10 protein-coding genes are annotated in these 14,421 nt (G+C 57.1%); 6 read left to right on the forward strand and 4 right to left on the reverse strand.

Going from position 1 to position 14,421, the window contains the following annotated elements; translation table 11 throughout:
• Positions 1-243 precede the first annotated feature (243 nt).
• Entirely contained in the window at positions 244-2,679 is a 2,436-nt protein-coding gene (locus tag OS190_RS12720; protein WP_267159077.1) for a mechanosensitive ion channel family protein, read from the forward strand.
• Positions 2,680-2,755: 76 nt separating this feature from the next.
• Positions 2,756-3,529, forward strand: coding sequence for an MBL fold metallo-hydrolase (locus OS190_RS12725; RefSeq protein WP_267159078.1), 774 nt, complete (start codon positions 2,756-2,758; stop codon positions 3,527-3,529).
• Between the two features lie 115 nt (positions 3,530-3,644).
• Here OS190_RS12725 and OS190_RS12730 read toward each other — a convergent pair whose 3' ends face one another.
• From OS190_RS12730 to OS190_RS12745, 4 genes are read right to left on the reverse strand one after another with little or no spacing between them, the layout of a single operon-like run.
• A complete protein-coding gene (locus OS190_RS12730) occupies positions 3,645-4,799 on the reverse strand; it encodes an ABC transporter permease (RefSeq protein WP_267159079.1) in 1,155 nt (384 codons plus the stop codon).
• Positions 4,796-5,824, reverse strand: coding sequence for an ABC transporter permease (locus OS190_RS12735; RefSeq protein WP_267159136.1), 1,029 nt, complete (start codon positions 5,822-5,824; stop codon positions 4,796-4,798). The genes OS190_RS12730 and OS190_RS12735 overlap by 4 nt, the downstream gene beginning before the upstream one ends.
• Positions 5,824-7,731 carry an ABC transporter substrate-binding protein gene (locus OS190_RS12740; RefSeq protein WP_267159080.1) on the reverse strand — a complete coding sequence of 636 codons (1,908 nt, stop codon included), beginning with the start codon at positions 7,729-7,731 and terminating at the stop codon, positions 5,824-5,826. Before OS190_RS12740 ends, OS190_RS12735 begins: the two co-directional genes overlap by 1 nt.
• Positions 7,724-9,493 carry an ABC transporter ATP-binding protein gene (locus OS190_RS12745; protein ID WP_267159081.1) on the reverse strand — a complete coding sequence of 590 codons (1,770 nt, stop codon included), beginning with the start codon at positions 9,491-9,493 and terminating at the stop codon, positions 7,724-7,726. The genes OS190_RS12740 and OS190_RS12745 overlap by 8 nt, the downstream gene beginning before the upstream one ends.
• Before the next feature lie 196 nt (positions 9,494-9,689).
• Here OS190_RS12745 and OS190_RS12750 point away from each other — a divergent pair, with 196 nt between their 5' ends.
• The 4 genes from OS190_RS12750 to OS190_RS12765 all read left to right on the forward strand — a co-directional run bounded on the left by OS190_RS12750 (position 9,690) and on the right by OS190_RS12765 (position 14,411).
• Positions 9,690-10,172, forward strand: a complete 483-nt coding sequence (locus OS190_RS12750) for a class I SAM-dependent methyltransferase (RefSeq protein WP_267159082.1) — start codon at positions 9,690-9,692, stop codon at positions 10,170-10,172.
• A 179-nt stretch (positions 10,173-10,351) separates the two neighbouring features.
• Positions 10,352-11,128, forward strand: a complete 777-nt coding sequence (locus OS190_RS12755) for an IclR family transcriptional regulator (RefSeq protein WP_267159083.1) — start codon at positions 10,352-10,354, stop codon at positions 11,126-11,128.
• A 17-nt stretch (positions 11,129-11,145) separates the two neighbouring features.
• Entirely contained in the window at positions 11,146-13,242 is a 2,097-nt protein-coding gene (locus OS190_RS12760) for a 3-hydroxyacyl-CoA dehydrogenase NAD-binding domain-containing protein (protein WP_267159084.1), read from the forward strand.
• On the forward strand, positions 13,239-14,411 hold the full coding sequence (locus tag OS190_RS12765; RefSeq protein ID WP_267159085.1) for an acetyl-CoA C-acyltransferase: 1,173 nt from the start codon (positions 13,239-13,241) through the stop codon (positions 14,409-14,411). The genes OS190_RS12760 and OS190_RS12765 overlap by 4 nt, the downstream gene beginning before the upstream one ends.
• The last annotated feature ends 10 nt before the right edge of the window (positions 14,412-14,421 follow it).

The following is a 14,421-nucleotide window of genomic DNA, read 5'->3' on the forward strand; positions in this document are numbered from 1 at the left end:
GAAATTACCTTTTCCCGCCCATAGCGGTCTAAACCCGTTGGTCCGAAACGTACCGGTGTCGCGCGGTTTTGACGCTAATATGGCGCAGCCCCTTTATCGCTATGGCATAAACCGAAGTGCTTTGTAAAACATCACGGTTCACAGTTATGTGCGTAGCATCGGTTCAGACGCGATGCGACGCAATTGCATTGAGCCCGGTGCTGGCTTAGCGTGTTTCGATTGCAACAAGCTGAGGAACCCGAGATGCGCCTTGTGATTGTGTTGTTCATGTTCCTCAGCCTTCTGGCCGGTTCAATGCCGCAGGCTGCTCAGGCGCAGGGGGTACTGGGGCTGCTGCATGCGCAGGACGAAAGCGCGGCGGAAAACCGCGACACCAACATAAGTGACATCATGCGTCAGGCAGCTGCAGCGGGTGTTGGCGTCGTGGTTATCGATAGCAACGGCACTCTATTGACCCAAGCTGCGCAGGCCGAACCGCACGACATTGCGCAAACGGATGCCAAAGGCTCTGCCTTGATGGCGCTGCAGGATCGTACGGTAAAGTTCCGGTCCGCCCTGATTGCGCGGCTGCTGCAAATGCCCGATGCTTTCAACGAAGTATTGTACATCCTGCGGGCGGCAAGTCCCGATGGAACATTGGCCGCCTTTGGCAAGGCATTGCTTTACAGCATGTTGTTGTTCGGGATCGGCGTTCTATTTGAACGCAAGATTTACGGCCAGCGGCTGATGCGGCACATTATTGTCCCGCGCATTCACGAAAACCCCCAAGGCTTTGCGGAAAAGATGCCTTTTCTTGTCCTGCGGTTCGCAGGAGGGGTTGGAGGGATCCTGGTGTCAATGGTCGTCGCTTATATCATCGGGGCCATCGTCTTTGGCACGCTCGAAGACACCGCCATGCAATTCACGGTTACCTTGATCAACATCGGGTATTTTTCGTGCCGCTTTGTTGCAGGACTGTGGCGCATGATCCTGTCGCCCTACTTGCCACAATATCGCATTCCCGCCCTCAGCGATCACGACGCCAGGCGGTTACATTGGTGGCTCTGGGTGCTGGCAACCTTTGACATCTGCGCAATCCTTCTCGGGATATGGATTGCGGAACTGGGGCTGAACTATGATGTCTATGCCTTCCTTGTTTCAGTTCTATCGGCGGTGATCGTATTGATGAACATCGGCATGGTGATCATCAACCGCAGGGCGATTTCGCGCGCTTTGCGCGGCGGGGAAAGTGCTGCGGATACCAGTCTGGCGATCAGGATACTCAGCCAGATATGGGCACCTGTGGTCATCCTTTATGTTGTCTATGCTTGGATCGAGCTGACTTATGATCTTGTGCTTGGTGTGCCCAGTTCGATCCCGTTAATTGCCGGGGCATATGGCATACTGATTTCCATCATTGTCGTATACGGTGTGATCAACTTCGCGATTGAACGCAGTTTTGCCCGTGCCCGTGCCCTGCGGCGTATGAATGACATCATGCAAGAGGAAGAGGCGCAGGAACAGGCACTGGCCGAAGCCGAGAGCCATGACGCCGACCCGGAAGAAGTGGCGCGATTGAGCGAGGCATTGCTAATTAGCCGTAAGGCCGAAGAAGAGGCGCGCAGCCTTACCACCCCGCGCCGTCAGATGAACAGTTTTGAAGGGTTGGCACGGCGTGTTGCCGGCATTCTGGCTTTTGTAGCCGGGGTATATGCATTCTTTTACATTTGGGACAATGATGGTGCCAGAATGGTCGAAAGTTTTGCCGACCGCCTGCTCGACATCATGGTCATCATTTTCATCGGCTACATCGTCTATCATGCCTTCCGCATCTGGATAGATACCAAGATCCAACAGGAAGCCGGTGACCAGGAAGAAGGCGAACTGGGCGATGAGGGCGGCGGCAGTTCCGCCAGCCGTCTGGCAACCTTGCTGCCTTTGTTCCGCAACTTCATATTGATCGTTGTCGTGGTGACGATCCTGCTGATCGTTCTGATGCAGGTCGGCATCAACGTCGGCCCCTTGTTTGCAGGGGCGGGTATCGTCGGCGTTGCGGTTGGCTTTGGTTCTCAGGCGTTGGTGCGTGATATTTTTGCAGGCGCGTTCTTTCTGTTTGATGATGCTTTCCGCAAGGGTGAATATCTGGATGTCGGCGGTGTCAAAGGCACGGTTGAAAAAATCTCTGTGCGGTCCTTCCAACTGCGCCATCACCTTGGTGCCCTGCACACGATACCCTTTGGTGAATTGCAGGTCATGACCAATTACTCCCGCGACTGGGTGATCATGAAGCTGCCGCTGCGCGTAACCTATGACACGGATGTCGAACATGTGCGCAAACTGATCAAGAAACTGGGACAGGACCTTTTGGATGATCCTGTCATCGGGGCAGACTTTATTCAGCCGCTGAAGTCGCAGGGTGTGATCGAAATGCAGGATTCTGCCATGATCATCAGGGTCAAGTTCATGACCAAGCCGGGCGACCAATGGGTCATTCGCAAACGGATCTATCAAGAGATCCGCGAGTTGTTCGAACGTGAGGGCATCAAATTTGCCCATCGTGAAGTCACCGTTCGTCTGGCTGATGCCAAGGTTGATGACCTGACTGATGAAGAGCGCCGGGCCGTGACGGCGGCGGCGCAAAGCTCGATCGAGGAGGATGCCCTTGCCGGGAATGACTCCGCGGGAGGGGATGACCGATAGCCGGTTTTGCCGGTCCACACTTTGACAAGTTTGCCGATACCGCTAACTGTAATCGCATATCAGAAAGGAAAACCCGATGACCCAGACCCGCAGAGAGTTCTTCACCACCGGTGCCGCTGTCGCCGGCACCATCACCTTGCTGCCCTTCGCCCTGCGTGCCGAGGGGCATGGGGCGGATACCTTTGACACCCCTGCAGGCAAGATCAGCGTCCATCCCGTGAACCATGCTTCGATCGTGCTGGAAACACCGAAGGGCACCATTTACGTCGACCCGGTCGGAGATGCGGCGCAATACGAGGGCATGCCTGCGCCCGATCTGATTCTGATCACCCACGAACATGGTGATCATTATAATGAGGAGACGCTACAGGCCCTCGTCACAGATGAGACCCAGATGATCGTGAACCCAGCGGTGATGGGAAAACTGACCGAAGGATTGAAAGAGCGCGCAAGCGATGTGGCAAATGGCAGTGTGAGCGAATTCAACACCCTGTCGATCCAGGCCATCCCGGCCTATAACACCACAGAGGAACGAATGAAGTTTCACCCCAAGGGACGTGACAACGGCTATGTCCTGAACTTTGAAGATTTCCGTATCTATATCTCTGGCGATACCGAAGACATTCCCGAGATGCGCAGTCTCACCGACATTGATCTGGCCTTTGTCTGTATGAACCTGCCGTTCACGATGGACGCAAATGCGGCCGCTTCAGCCGTGTCCGAATTCGCACCCACCTACGTCTATCCCTATCACTACCGCGGCCGCGACGGGGGAACCCAGGACCCCGAAAGTTTTGCAAAGATGATTGGCGGGGAGACCGAAGTGAAGCTGGGCAACTGGTACAGCTGAACTGGTATCGGGTGCGGAATGCACCCGACCACCTTTCGGGAGGCTCTGCCTCCCGGACCCTCCGCGGTATTTGAGGCCAAAAAGAGGAACGGCCTTGGCGCGACAGAATAAGGCGTCAGCTTTTGTAGGGGTCGAGAGATGCGCGTAGACCGTCGCCGAGGAAATTGAAGGCCAGCACGACGACGACGATCGGCAGCATGGGAATGGCTGTCCACCAGTAGATTTCGATACTGGCGAGGTTCTGTGCATCGTTCAACATGACTCCCCAAGAGACGGCGGGGGCGCGCAGACCAAGGCCCAGGAAGCTGAGCGCGGTTTCACCCAGGATCATGGCGGGGATCGACAGGGTGGCACTTGCGATCAGATGTGACATGAAGTTGGGCAGCAGATGACGGCGGATCACCCGGCCGGGTTTTGCCCCCATCATTTCGGCGGCCTTTACATATTCCTCTTCGCGCAGGGACAGGAATTTGGATCGCACAGCGCGGGCCAGTCCCGGCCAATCGAGAATCCCGAGAATAATCGAGATGATGAAGAAGACCGCCACTGGTCCCCAGTTGGACGGCACCGCCGCCGACAGGGCCAGCCATAACGGCAGTTCAGGCAAGGAGCGCAGGATTTCGATGACGCGGTTGACGATCCAGTCGGTCTTGCCGCCGAAATATCCGGCCATGGCGCCAAAGGTAATGCCCAGCAGAAAGGAGACAGTGATGCCGATGATACCGACTGTCAGCGACAATTGTGCACCATAGAGGATGCGGCTGAATACATCCCGGCCCAGGCGGTCGGAGCCCCACAGGAACACGGTGGCACCGTCGGGAGCACAGAAAAGATGTGTGTTCGAGGGCAGCAGGCCGAACAGGCGATAGGTCTCGCCCTTGCAAAAGTAATCCAGCGGCATCGGTGTGGTTTCATCTGTCGTATAGGTCCAGCGGAAATTGACAAGATCTGCCTTGGCTGTAAGGGGATAGACATAAGGCCCGACCAGGTGGCCATCATGCCACAGATTGATGCTTTGCGGTGGGGCGTAAAGGTAATCCGCGCTGCGTTCATTGGGCGTGTAGGGGGCCACGAAACCTGCGACAGGCAGGATTAGATAACACAGGAGCAGAAAGATGCCTGATACCAGCGCCAGCTTGTGTCTCTTGAATTTGCGCCAGGTCAGTAACCAGCCGGGTGCATCCATATCCGCGCGGTCTGGGGCGCTGAGGTCTGTTTCGTCGCTCCACGGGGCAGGATCGACAAAGCGGTTGTCGGGCTGAATGCTCATCCGTTGCGATCTCCATAGCGGATGCGCGGATCCAACAGGACCAGCAACAGATCAGAGATCATTGTGCCGATCAGCGTCAGCAGCGCGACGAACATCAGCACAAAGGCGGCGAGAAACTGATCTTGTGATTTCAATGCGGTCAACAAGGACGGGCCGATGGTTTGCAGGCCGAGCACCACGGAAACCAGAACCGAACCGGAGACCATTGCGGGTAACAGATTGCCGATGTCGGCGACAAAAGGATTGAAGGCCATGCGCAGCGGGTATTTCGTCAGCAATTTGGCAGGGCCAAGCCCCTTGGCCTTGGCTGTTTCAACATAGGGTTTGCTCAGTTCATCCAGCATGTTGGCCCGCAACCGCTGCATCATGGCGGCCGCTCCTGACGTGCCGATAACAAAGGTTGGCACAATCAGATGTAACAGGATGGATTTCACCTTGAGCCAGGACATGGGTTCGCCCTCGAATGCCGGGGCCATGAGCCCGCCGATGGGCAGGTCAAAGTATTTATTACCGTAGTAGAACAGGATCAGCGCCAGCAGAAAGTTGGGCGTCGCGAGGCCCAGATATCCGACAAAACCCGCAGTATAATCCACCCAGGTCTCCGACCTGGCGGCGGCCAGGACGCCAAGTGGCAGGGCGACAGCATAGACAAACAGGACGGCTGCGAGATTGACCAGAACGGTCAACCACAATGCATCGCCCACGATTTCGCCCACGGGGCGGTCAAATTCGAAGGACCAGCCGAAATCGCCCTGGATCAATCCCGAAAACCCGTTGGGACCGGGCATCATGCCAACCCAAATAAAATATTGTTCCCAGATCGGGCGGTCGAGGGCATATTCGGTTCGCAGAAATTCGGCCTTGGCCACACCTTCGGCCTGACCGGTTGCACGCAGCTCGGCGATCTGGTTGCTCAGATAATCCCCCGGCGGGAGGTTGATGATGACAAAAACCATGATCGAGACCACCCAAAGCGTCAACAACATGGTCAGGAACCGATAGCCCGCATAGCGCAGTAACAAGATCATTGGGTCACCTGTTCAAAGGCGTCGTCGAAGTAGAATTCATCAATGCGGTGGACACCAAAATGCGCGCCAGGATCATAGGCCCAGATCGCGTGCTCGGGCACATTGCGCAAGCGTTTGGAGACAACGACGGGCTGCGGCGCTTCGGACAGGATGCCGATGGCATATTGTTGATCTGCATGGATTTCCAGCATGTCAGACCAGATTGCACGCCGCTCTTTCGGGTCTGTGGTGTGGGACCAGTCTTCTGCAAGGGCAAGCAGGTGTTGGGCCGGTTTCATGTCAGGGGCTTCGCCCGCGCTGCCGGAGGTCGCGAAATACTGCCCCCACTTGGGCCAGGCAAAGAATTCCTGATTGGTGGGGGCCAGGTACTTTGGTGAGGTGGCCGCCGAGGGCAAACCATTGTCCCAACCATACCAGACCGCGGCCATGCTAATTCCCGCGTAGACCCGATTGCGCAAAATATCGCGGTCGAGTGGGCGCATCACCAGCTTGATACCCAACTCACGCCATGTATCCGTGACGATGGCCAGGGCATTTTCGACCTCTTGGCGTTCACCGGCGGTTTCGATCACAAATTCCATCGGCCTGCCATCGGGAAGCAGCCGGATCCCGGCCTGGTTACGGCCGGTCAGTCCCATTTCATCCAGCAGGGCGTTGGCTTTGGCCGGATAATAAATTGCTGAACGATAGGCGTTTTGCACTTCGAACAGGGGGCTTTGGCTGAGAACGGACATGCCGCCCTCCTTGCCTAGTCCGAAGTAGAGCGCGCGGTTGATCATGCGCCGGTCGATGCCCATACTCAGGGCGCGGCGGAACCGAACATCGCGCATCACGTCACGCCAGACCGGATCACGGAAATTGAGATTTGGATAGATGGCAATCTGGCTGGCCACGCCGCTGGCCCATAACAGAGTGCGATAATTGCCACCATCTGTTTCACCCTTCTTGAGGATGGAAACATCTGGAAAATCGAGGCCACGCGCCTGCAGGTCGACCTCGCCTGCGTTCGTTTTTGCCGCAACCAGACCGCCGCCGACGATTGTCATATTCACAACATCAATATAGGGCAGCTGGAGCCCGCGAGAATCAATCCTGTGATAATAGGGATTGCGCACAAACAACTGGCGAGACCCGCGGTTGCTGGCGTTCACCCAAGGCTGCAGCGTCGGCAAATGCGGGTTGTCGAACTTGTACATGTTGTCGCGTTTGTTGTGCAATGCCGCCCAGCTTTTGACGCGCGCGCGACGGACTTCCTCATAAAGCGCTTCGGGCTCTGCAAATGCGCTGTGAAACTGTTTGAGGTAATGTGCCGGTCGATAGATGAAGGGGGGAGAGGCCTGGGCCAATAGCGGCAGGAAGTTCGAGTTTGGCGTTTCCCATTCGAAAACGACCGTATGGGCATCCGGAAAAGTCACGCTGCCCAGCTTGCCATCTACGATCATGAATTCCGGCGGGCCGGAAGGGGTGATTTCGGGATTGTTGACGACATATTCCCACCAGTAACGGAAGTCGTCCGAGGTAAAGGGCGCACCATCAGACCAACGATGCCCGGGGCGCAGGTGCAGGATGTATTTGCGGTCTTCGATGACGTCGACGCGATGCAGAATGTCGGGATAAAGTTCGTAGTCCGTGCCATAGCCCATCAGCCGCGCATAGCCATAGACAACCATCTGACGGACATCCTTTGACCGTGTCACCAAGGTACGCAGGGTGCCGCCTTGCTTGCCGAATTGACGGCCCTTCGCCTCCAGATCAACGACCAAGGGCAGGTCGGGCAACCGTTCTGCGATCGGGGGCAGGTCTCCGGCCTGGACCTCCTGTGCCCAGAAACTGGTTTCCTGTAACGTCGTCTGCGCCAGGACGGGAGTCGCCAGCAAAGCGAGAAAGAGGATGAAGTTACGCATGGCAGCGTACCTTATGCCCCGGTTCCAACTCTCGCAAGTCGGGGGCGTTTGCCCCGTCGAAACGGAATATCTCGGGCCAGCTTGTCGGTGCGCCTGCGCCCTTGGCGACCAGATCAAGATCGATGGGTCGGGTAATGTCGGGTTCGGGTTGTGCTGCGATCAGCGCCTGTGTGTAGGGATGCTGCGGATTGTAGAATAGCGTGTCCGGGGGGGCTTCTTCCACGATCACACCGGCGCGCATTACAGCGACTTCGTCGGCGATGCGGGCGACAACTGCCAGATCGTGACTGATGAACAGATAACTCAGGTTGGCATGGTCGCGGATGTCTTCGAGTAATGTAAGGATCTGGTCTTGAACAGAAACGTCCAGCGCGGATGTCGGTTCATCGCAGATCAGGAGTTTCGGATCCAGAGTCAGCGCGCGTGCTATCGACAATCGTTGGCGTTGCCCGCCTGAAAACGCATGCGGATACCGATGCAGCATATCAGGGTCAAGCCCGACAAGTTTCAACATGTCGGCGGCTTTGTCTCGACGGTCTGCCTTAGTGCCGATGCCGTGGATCTCCATAGGTTCAACCAGCGCATTGAGAACCCGCATCCGGGGGCTGAGTGAAGAATAAGGATCTTGGAAAACCATCTGCGCCTGTCGTTGGAAAGCTGTGCGCTGCATGTTGTTCATGTCGTGTACCGGAAGGGCAGGCGCGCCGGCGTCAGGACGAAACAGGACCTCGCCGCCCGGATCTGGCCGCTCCGCCCCGAGTGCAACCCGCGCACAGGTGGTCTTGCCCGATCCGCTTTCGCCTACAACGGCCAGGGTTTTGCCCCGAGGCACTGAAAGGTTCACGTTACGACAGGCGGTGATGGCCACGGGTGCCCGCCAGCCGCTTGCCCGCATCGTATAGGTCTTGGTCACATCCTTGAGATCGAGGATCACGTCATCATAGGTCAGTTCGGGTGCAGGTGTGGCCACGGTGGGGATCATTGGCGCGGCGGCAAACAGTTTGGCAGTGTAACCGTGGGCGGGGGCCGCGAGTATATGTTCGGCGCGGCCCGCCTCCATGACGCGCCCCTTGTTCATCACGACAACCTGTTGGGCCATATTGGCAACAACACCAAGATCATGGGTGACAAGGACAACCGCCATGCCTGTCTCTTTTTGCAAGCTGTTTATCAGTCCCAGAACCTGCGCCTGTGTCGTCACATCCAGTGCTGTGGTCGGTTCGTCCGCGATCAGCAATTCGGGTTGTGCAACCATCGCCATGGCGATCATCGCGCGTTGCCGCATGCCGCCCGACATCTCGAAGGGATAGCTGCTGAATGCGCGTTCGGGGTCGACGAAACCGACTTTGTCAAATTGTTCGATGACCCGGCGCTTGGCTTCGGCGGCACCCATATCCCGGTGGATGCGCAGCACTTCTCCTACCTGGTTGCCCAATCTGTGCAACGGCGACAGGGAGCGCATCGGTTCCTGAAAGATCATCGCAATTCGGTTTCCCCGAATACGGCGCATCTGGTGTTCGTGACATCCCAAAAGATCAACCGGTCCGTCGCCGCTGTGAAAGGTAACAGAACCACCTCTGATCTGTGCGGTCTCTGGCAGGATGCGCAATGCCGTGCGGCAGGTGAGTGTCTTGCCCGACCCGCTTTCGCCGACCAGGGCAAGGGTTTCGCCTGCGCTGACGGAAAAACTGACGTCGTGCACAACCGGGGGCGCATTCCCGAACCCGATTGTAAGTGCATCTACGTCCAGCAAAGAAGTCATCAAATTCCACACAATGAAAGGCCACCCGAAAAATCAGGTGCTTGGATTCGGAGTGAAGCCGATTTGCGCCCAACCGTCCAGCAATGATACCCTTGGGCGTTTGCCCAAGGACCGCTCTGGTCCCTCGCGGTGTAATCAGGTTACACAAGGATCTGCGTTCAGGGCGTTTGCCCGCGCCTTATTCAAAGGAACCGCCATGAGCCGTCTTGACCTCTTTATCAACCGTATGGTGTCGCAGCGGGCTTGCCTAGACCATGCCGCCGCTATGACCCGATCAATGAATGGCCCTGTGTTCGAACTTGGGCTGGGTAATGGGCGAACCTACAGCCATATGGTCGAGAAGATGCCGGGTCGTGACATCTTCGTGTTTGAACGTGCGGTCGCGTCACACCCGTCAAGCACACCACCAGATGACATGCTGATCCTTGGTGATGTGAACGAAACGCTGATTCAGGCACTGGCACGTTTTGGTGCGACCGCATCACTGATCCATGCGGATCTGGGCGGGCACAACCTTGAAAAAAACGACGCTTTTGCGCGTGCAGTGTCGCCCTTGATCGAGCCTCTGCTGGCACAGGGCGGGCTGATGGTCTCCAGTGACCGGATGTATTTCGAAACCCTTGGCGAACAACCGCTGCCGTCTGATGCTGTTCCGGGACGATGCTTCATCTACGGTTGATCTTCTGAAACTGCCTGCCACACTGCACCGGTCAAAGTACCCTTGCGTGAATCGGGAGGGGTCTTTAGGTGTTGCCTTGCCAAAGTGAAATTCAATTTCGCCAAGCAAAACACTGGAAGCACATCAATGCACCTATCAATGCATCAATTCGGGCCATATGCCACAGGGCTCTTGCTGAGATGAAGGATCAGGTTGCAGACCGCAAATTTGCCAATACCCTTGCCCGTGGCCTTGGCGTGCTGCGGGTTTTTCGCGCCAGTGACAATGGATTGACCCATGCCGAAATCGCGACGCGCACGGGGCTGCCGAAGCCGACAATATCACGTTTGACCTATACGCTTTGCGAGCTGGGTTATCTGGTTCATGGTGGGCGCAACGAACGTTTCAGGCTTGGCCCGGCATCGGTCGCGCTTGGATCTGTTGCCGCGCTTTCGATCAGCTTTGTGGATCTGGCGTCCGAGGCCATGCAGAAGTTGGCTGATGAAACCGGTACGCTTGCATTGATCGCGGTGCGCGATGGAGATCGGATGCTCTTGGTCAAAACATGGCGGCCCGTGGGGGCTGCGACCATATGGCTGGACCCCGGACAACGGATCCCGCTTTTTGGGTCGTCCTCGGGACTTGCGGTTCTGGCCACATTGGACGAAGACAAGTTTCTTGCGCTGAGCGACAGTGCCGAAATGATGGATCTGCGCCGGGAAGGATATGGTCAATTGATCGGCCAGGGCTTTGCGATAGCGCCGGAACCTTTGCGTTATGCCAGTACCGTCAATGCGGTGAGCGTCCCCTATTTCGCGACAGAATTCGGAGAAAGCGTCGCCTTTACCTGCGGCGCATTGCCAAGGGACTTGCCGGATGCACGGATGATACAAGACGTCGGACCGGCCCTCAGAGACACTGTGCGTGCATTGGAACAACGCACCGGACATGCGTCGGCTTTGGCCCGGCGCGGATGAAACCCCAGGAGAACATGATGAGCGACCCGATAGTCTATACCCGTCACGATGACACAGCCATTTTGTGCATTCGCAATCCGCCGGTCAATGCCCTGTCCCATGCCGTGCGGCAGGGGTTATGGGACGCAATGGACCGTGCCGAGGCTGACAGTGGGGTGCGTGCCGTACTGATCGTAGGTGACGGTCGCGCCTTTATCGCAGGCGCTGACATCACCGAATTCGGCAAGCCCCCGTTGGAACCGCATCTGCCGGTCCTGTGTAACCGGATCGAAGCATCGCCGCTGCTGGTTGTCGCCTCGATGCATGGTGTATCGCTGGGGGGCGGGCTTGAGGTTGCGCTGTCGGCACATTATCGAATTGCCCAGCCCAGCGCCCGTGTCGGTCTGCCCGAAGTGCATCTTGGCCTGATCCCCGGTGCCGGTGGCACCCAGCGGTTGCCACGCCTGATCGGTGCTGAAAAGGCATTGGAAATCATCACTAGTGGCCGCCAGGTCAAGGCAGCCGAGGCGCTGGACATGGGGGTCGTCGACCGTGTGGAGGAAGGCGAGCCGGAAGCCGTAGGTCTTGCTTATACACGGGATCTGCTGGCTGAGGGCGCCAGTCGCCGCCCTGTGAGTGAATTGCCCGCTGCCCCTGCGATTGACTGGGACGCAACCTATGACGCGGTGCTGGCCAAGGGACGCGGCCAGATCAGCCCGGCAATCGCCGTGCGTGCCGTTCAAGCCGCGAGTGAATTGCCCTTTGAGGAGGGGCTGAAAAAAGAGCGTGACCTGTTCATGGAGTTGATGCAAACCGATCAGCGCCAAGGTATGATCCACGCCTTTTTCTCGGAACGTGCAGTTGGCAATCTGGCGGAATTGAAAGGTGTCACGCCGCGTGACCTGAAGGCAATCGGCGTGATCGGTGGCGGTACGATGGGGGCAGGTATTGCCACAGCCGCCTTGCTGTCGGGTCTTGAGGTTGTCTTGATCGAGATGAAGGCGGAGGCGGCCGAGGCCGCTCTTGACCGGATCAGCGGCAACCTATCGGGGGCATTGAAACGCGGCAAGATTAGCCAGGAACAGTTCGATGCGTTGACGCAGAAAGCATTAAGCGTGTCGACCGACTACGACAGTCTGAGCGATGTCGACCTGGTGGTCGAAGCGGTGTTTGAAAACATGGATGTCAAGAAAGAGGTCTTTGGCAAACTCGACGCCGTATGCAAACCGGGCTGTGTTCTGGCATCCAATACATCCTACCTTGACGTCGATGAAATCGCCGCCGCCACCTCGCGCCCGGAGGATGTGATCGGTTTGCACTTCTTTTCTCCCGCGCACATCATGAAACTGCTCGAAGTGGTTGTAGCGGAAAAAACCGCCCCCGATGTAGTTGCTACAGGATTTGCGCTGGGAAAGGCGCTGGGCAAGATTTCAGTGCGTGCCGGGGTTTGCGACGGATTTATCGGAAACCGTATTCTGGCCAGTTACCGGACTGCTGCGGATCACATGGTGCTGGACGGGGCGACACCCTATCAGATCGACGCAGCCCTTACCAAATTCGGTTTTGCAATGGGCCCGTTTGCGGTGGCCGACCTTGCCGGTCTCGACATCGGCTGGATGACCCGCAAGCGAAAAGCCCCTGACCGTCATCCCGAAGAACGTGTCCCGACCTACATCGACAAACTCTGCGAAGAGGGGCATTTCGGACAAAAGACGGGAGAGGGATACTATATCTATTCTGCCGGCAAACGTGCCGGTGTACCCAACCCCAAGATCGCGGAACTGGTGGCGGCCGAACAGCAGAGTCTGGGAATTACGCCACGTCCCTTTAGCGACGAAGAGATTGTGCGCCGCTACATGTGTGCCATGGTGAACGAAGCTGCGAAAGTCGTAGGTGAAGGCATTGCCCGCCGTCCGCTGGACGTCGATATGACATTGCTTTTTGGATACGGATTTCCGCGCTATTGGGGGGGACCGATGAAATGGGCCGATATTGTTGGGTTGCCGACCGTGCTCGCCGATATTGAAGCCTATGCCAAGGACGATGCCTGGTTCTGGCAACCTGCCCCCCTGTTGAAAACGCTGGTCGCAGAAGGCCGTACATTTGATGATTTGAACAAGGATGCTGCAAAATGAAACAAGCTGTTATTGTCTCCACCGCCCGTACAGGGCTTGCGAAGTCCTTTCGAGGATCCTTTAACATGACGCATGGTGCCGCAATGGGTGGTCATGCGGTCAAACATGCGGTCGAACGGGCCGGGTTGGCACCGGATCAGATCGAGGATGTGGTCATGGGCTGCGCCACACCCGAAGGCGCGACCGGCGGCAATATTGCGCGCCAGATCGCGTTGCGCGCGGGCCTGCCGATCACGGCATCTGGTGTGACGGTAAACCGTTTCTGCTCGTCTGGACTACAATCGGTTGCAATGGCGGCAAACGCCATCACCCAGGAAGGAGCCGGACCGATGGTTGCAGGGGGCGTCGAGAGTATCTCGATGGTAGGTCCGCATTCCATCGCAGTAAAAGACCCCTGGCTTGAGGAGCATAAACCCGCGATCTATATGACGATGATCGAAACGGCGGATATTGTGGCGGAACGCTATGGCTTGAGCCGTGAATATCAGGATGAATTCGGTCTGCGCAGTCAGCAATTGATCCATGCCGCGCAGCAGGCAGGCAAGTTCGACAATGAAATCGTGCCGATGACAACCACGATGGGCATGAAAAACAAAGAGACCGGCGAGGTCACGCATCACGAAGTGACCGTTGACAAGGATGAATGCAACCGCCCCGGCACCACACTGGAGGGATTGGCAGGACTTGCACCCGTGCGCGAAGGTGGTTTTGTGACCGCAGGCAATGCCAGCCAGTTGTCTGATGGTGCCGCTGCAGTGGTGGTAATGGACAGCAAACAGGCCGAAAAGCAGGGCCTTGAACCGCTGGGCGCTTTCAAGGGTTTTGCCGTCGCAGGTTGTGAACCTGACGAGATGGGCATCGGCCCGATTTATGCCGTGCCACGGCTGCTGGAGCGTCACGGTTTGAAAATTGACGACATCGACCTGTGGGAGTTGAACGAAGCCTTTGCTTCTCAGTGCCTTTATTCCCGAGACAGATTGGGCATCGATCCGGAAAAATACAACGTCAACGGGGGGTCCATCGCCATCGGCCATCCTTTTGGCATGACAGGCGCACGCTGCACGGGGCATCTGCTTTTGGAAGGTAAGCGGCGCGGTGCGAAACTGGGCGTTGTGACAATGTGTATTGGCGGCGGCATGGGTGCTGCTGGCCTGTTCGAAATCTACTAGATTGTTTTTG

It is taken from the genome of Sulfitobacter sp. F26204 (assembly GCF_026410305.1).
Lineage (GTDB): Bacteria > Pseudomonadota > Alphaproteobacteria > Rhodobacterales > Rhodobacteraceae > Sulfitobacter.

Coding starts and splice junctions, on each gene's coding strand:
- OS190_RS12720 (WP_267159077.1), top strand. CDS start 244: ATGCGCCTTGTGATTGTGTTGTTCATGTTCCTCAGCCTTCTGGCCGGT.
- OS190_RS12725 (WP_267159078.1), top strand. CDS start 2,756: ATGACCCAGACCCGCAGAGAGTTCTTCACCACCGGTGCCGCTGTCGCC.
- OS190_RS12730 (WP_267159079.1), bottom strand. CDS start 4,799: ATGAGCATTCAGCCCGACAACCGCTTTGTCGATCCTGCCCCGTGGAGC.
- OS190_RS12740 (WP_267159080.1), bottom strand. CDS start 7,731: ATGCGTAACTTCATCCTCTTTCTCGCTTTGCTGGCGACTCCCGTCCTG.
- OS190_RS12745 (WP_267159081.1), bottom strand. CDS start 9,493: ATGACTTCTTTGCTGGACGTAGATGCACTTACAATCGGGTTCGGGAAT.
- OS190_RS12750 (WP_267159082.1), top strand. CDS start 9,690: ATGAGCCGTCTTGACCTCTTTATCAACCGTATGGTGTCGCAGCGGGCT.
- OS190_RS12755 (WP_267159083.1), top strand. CDS start 10,352: ATGAAGGATCAGGTTGCAGACCGCAAATTTGCCAATACCCTTGCCCGT.
- OS190_RS12760 (WP_267159084.1), top strand. CDS start 11,146: ATGAGCGACCCGATAGTCTATACCCGTCACGATGACACAGCCATTTTG.
- OS190_RS12765 (WP_267159085.1), top strand. CDS start 13,239: ATGAAACAAGCTGTTATTGTCTCCACCGCCCGTACAGGGCTTGCGAAG.